The 1,928-nt window shown below is 50.0% G+C and carries 4 protein-coding genes; all 4 read right to left on the bottom strand.

Annotated elements, in window-relative coordinates; genetic code table 11:
• Positions 1-135: 135 nt before the first annotated feature.
• A complete protein-coding gene (locus AC559A_RS19055) occupies positions 136-618 on the bottom strand; it encodes an Arm DNA-binding domain-containing protein (RefSeq protein WP_498819272.1) in 483 nt (160 codons plus the stop codon).
• A 438-nt stretch (positions 619-1,056) separates the two neighbouring features.
• Positions 1,057-1,362 carry an addiction module antidote protein gene (locus tag AC559A_RS19050; protein WP_498819271.1) on the bottom strand — a complete coding sequence of 102 codons (306 nt, stop codon included), beginning with the start codon at positions 1,360-1,362 and terminating at the stop codon, positions 1,057-1,059.
• A 3-nt stretch (positions 1,363-1,365) separates the two neighbouring features.
• On the bottom strand, positions 1,366-1,662 hold the full coding sequence (locus AC559A_RS19045) for a type II toxin-antitoxin system RelE/ParE family toxin (protein ID WP_498819270.1): 297 nt from the start codon (positions 1,660-1,662) through the stop codon (positions 1,366-1,368).
• A 60-nt stretch (positions 1,663-1,722) separates the two neighbouring features.
• The coding region (locus tag AC559A_RS19040; protein WP_498819269.1) for a hypothetical protein at positions 1,723-1,928 on the bottom strand (206 nt) is incomplete at its 5' end.

The following is a 1,928-nucleotide window of genomic DNA, read 5'->3' as shown; positions in this document are numbered from 1 at the left end:
TGACTGTTTACCTGGAAGCCAAAATGTATCGTCCATAAGGCTTAGCCTATTTCTATTCTTATATCGCAACATAGCAGTGACCTCGTTTTTTAAATCTTAATATCACTACTATAGCATACAATGCAAGCAAAATATTTAGTTAAATCGAATGCCTGCCGGACTTTTTGCAGGGAGATCTTGCTTGCTGATTTCATTCAGTTTCCTGTATCCCCAGACTCTCAGGAAACGTTTTTCAAGAATGGTTTGGTCCAGCTTCCATGACCTTTTGTGATTTTTAACGTACGGGATGTACTTGTTCTGGGTAAAGTCACGGAAAGTTGGAATCGCCTTGATCTTGTTTTGGGCTTCGTGCGGATCAAAGCCGATTACTGATTGGCTTTTCAATGTTTTGGCCAGACTTCTGGCTTCTTCAAGTCCAATTGTTGCAGGTGAGCCTATCTTAACCTGTCTGATTTTACTGGCCTTGTCTCTGTACCGCAGATAGTACGTAGAAGTGCCGGTGCATCGAACCTCAAGCAAAAACCCTGCAACCTGGTTATCGAAATAGTCGATCTTGGCTTTTCCTTTGGGCAACGGCGGAGCCACCACAAACGCCGGACGTAAATGTACCTTGGGCATAAAACACCTCTCTTGAAAAAGTTAAAGTCGCCCTGGAACAAATTCCAACGGCGGCCTGGATAAGACTTGGGGAGCTACAGAGCTCCTTTAAGGCTTATAACAATTCCGTGAGGTGTTTTTCGAAAAATACGGATTTGGAAGGGTTGGAAAGCAGGCTTTGGTAGGTGCATGGCTCTAGAAGACTCCAGGATCGATTCTACGGCCTTCTTTGTGATTTGGCATGCCACGGGTCCAGAAAGGCAAGGAAAAGCCCGTACAAGGCAAATGAGAGGGTCGTTCCCAGAGGGGAAGCAGAGCAGGATGGGTCGGTGCCGGTTCGGCAGAAGGGCAGGGCTTGGTGGAAGGTGATGGTGATTGGCTTTCTCAGGTGGTAGGCAAAAAGAAAGGGAAGCTTGGTGGCTTCCCTTTTACTGAGTTCAATTTTTCGGTCAGTTTGCTTCAGGTGTGCATCGGCTGCGCCACCAGTTTTACACCGAGGGCCGAACATACTTTGGCCACTGTCTCGAAGCGGGGGTGGGCATTGGGCCGTAGTGCCTTGTAAAGGGCTTCACGAGACAATCCGGAAGTTTTGGCGATCATGGTCATTCCACGGGCACGGGCAACGTCTCCCAAAGCCGCAGCCAGCAAGGCGGGGTCGTTCTCGTCCAATATGGCCGTCAGGTATGCCGCGATGTCCTCTTCGTCGTGTAAGTATTCAGCGGGATCGAAATCCGGCAATTCCGAGACTTTGATTTGTTTGGTCATGTCTCAATCCTCCAGTGTGGCAGCAAGATCAATGGCTTTTGATATGTCGGCAGCCTGGTTAGATTTGTCGCCGCCACCCAGCATCACGATGATCACTTTGTCGCGCTGTACCGCGTACATACGCCAACCAGGGCCGAAGTGTTCGCGCATCTCAAAAACACCCTCGCCTACGGCCTTGATATCCCCAAGATTGCCCAGCAACGCCTTGCGTAAGCGGGCATTGAGTCGCTGCCGGGTCGTACGATCCTTCAAACCCTCCAGCCAAGCAGAGAAATATTCGGTGCGCTTGATCACATACATGAAAAAAACTGTAGTCGAACAGCTACAATTATGCAAGAGTGCTTGGCCACAATCTCCACGTTAGTGCACCCCCAACGCCCTCCCATACTCCAGCGGCTTCATCCATAACGCAGGCCATTCCATATTCCACCCGGCATTATCAGCCTTATCCCGTAACAACCGCAGCACCCTATGAGCCTCTGAACGTCCAAGCCCTAACGCGGCTATGGGAACTGGCAAGGCTTTTGGATCGGGTAGCCATTCTCCGGAGAAGCCGACAACCAGCA

Origin of the sequence: Desulfonatronum zhilinae (assembly GCF_900182865.1) — a bacterium.
Taxonomy (GTDB): domain Bacteria; phylum Desulfobacterota; class Desulfovibrionia; order Desulfovibrionales; family Desulfonatronaceae; genus Desulfonatronum; species Desulfonatronum lacustre.
Note: the sequence above shows the minus strand (reverse complement) of the source record. Positions and strands in the feature narration are given on the sequence as shown.

Excerpts from the sequence above, each read along its gene's own strand:
- AC559A_RS19055 (WP_498819272.1), bottom strand. The coding sequence starts at position 618 with ATGCCCAAGGTACATTTACGTCCGGCGTTTGTGGTGGCTCCGCCGTTG.
- AC559A_RS19045 (WP_498819270.1), bottom strand. The coding sequence starts at position 1,662 with ATGTATGTGATCAAGCGCACCGAATATTTCTCTGCTTGGCTGGAGGGT.
- AC559A_RS19050 (WP_498819271.1), bottom strand. The coding sequence starts at position 1,362 with ATGACCAAACAAATCAAAGTCTCGGAATTGCCGGATTTCGATCCCGCT.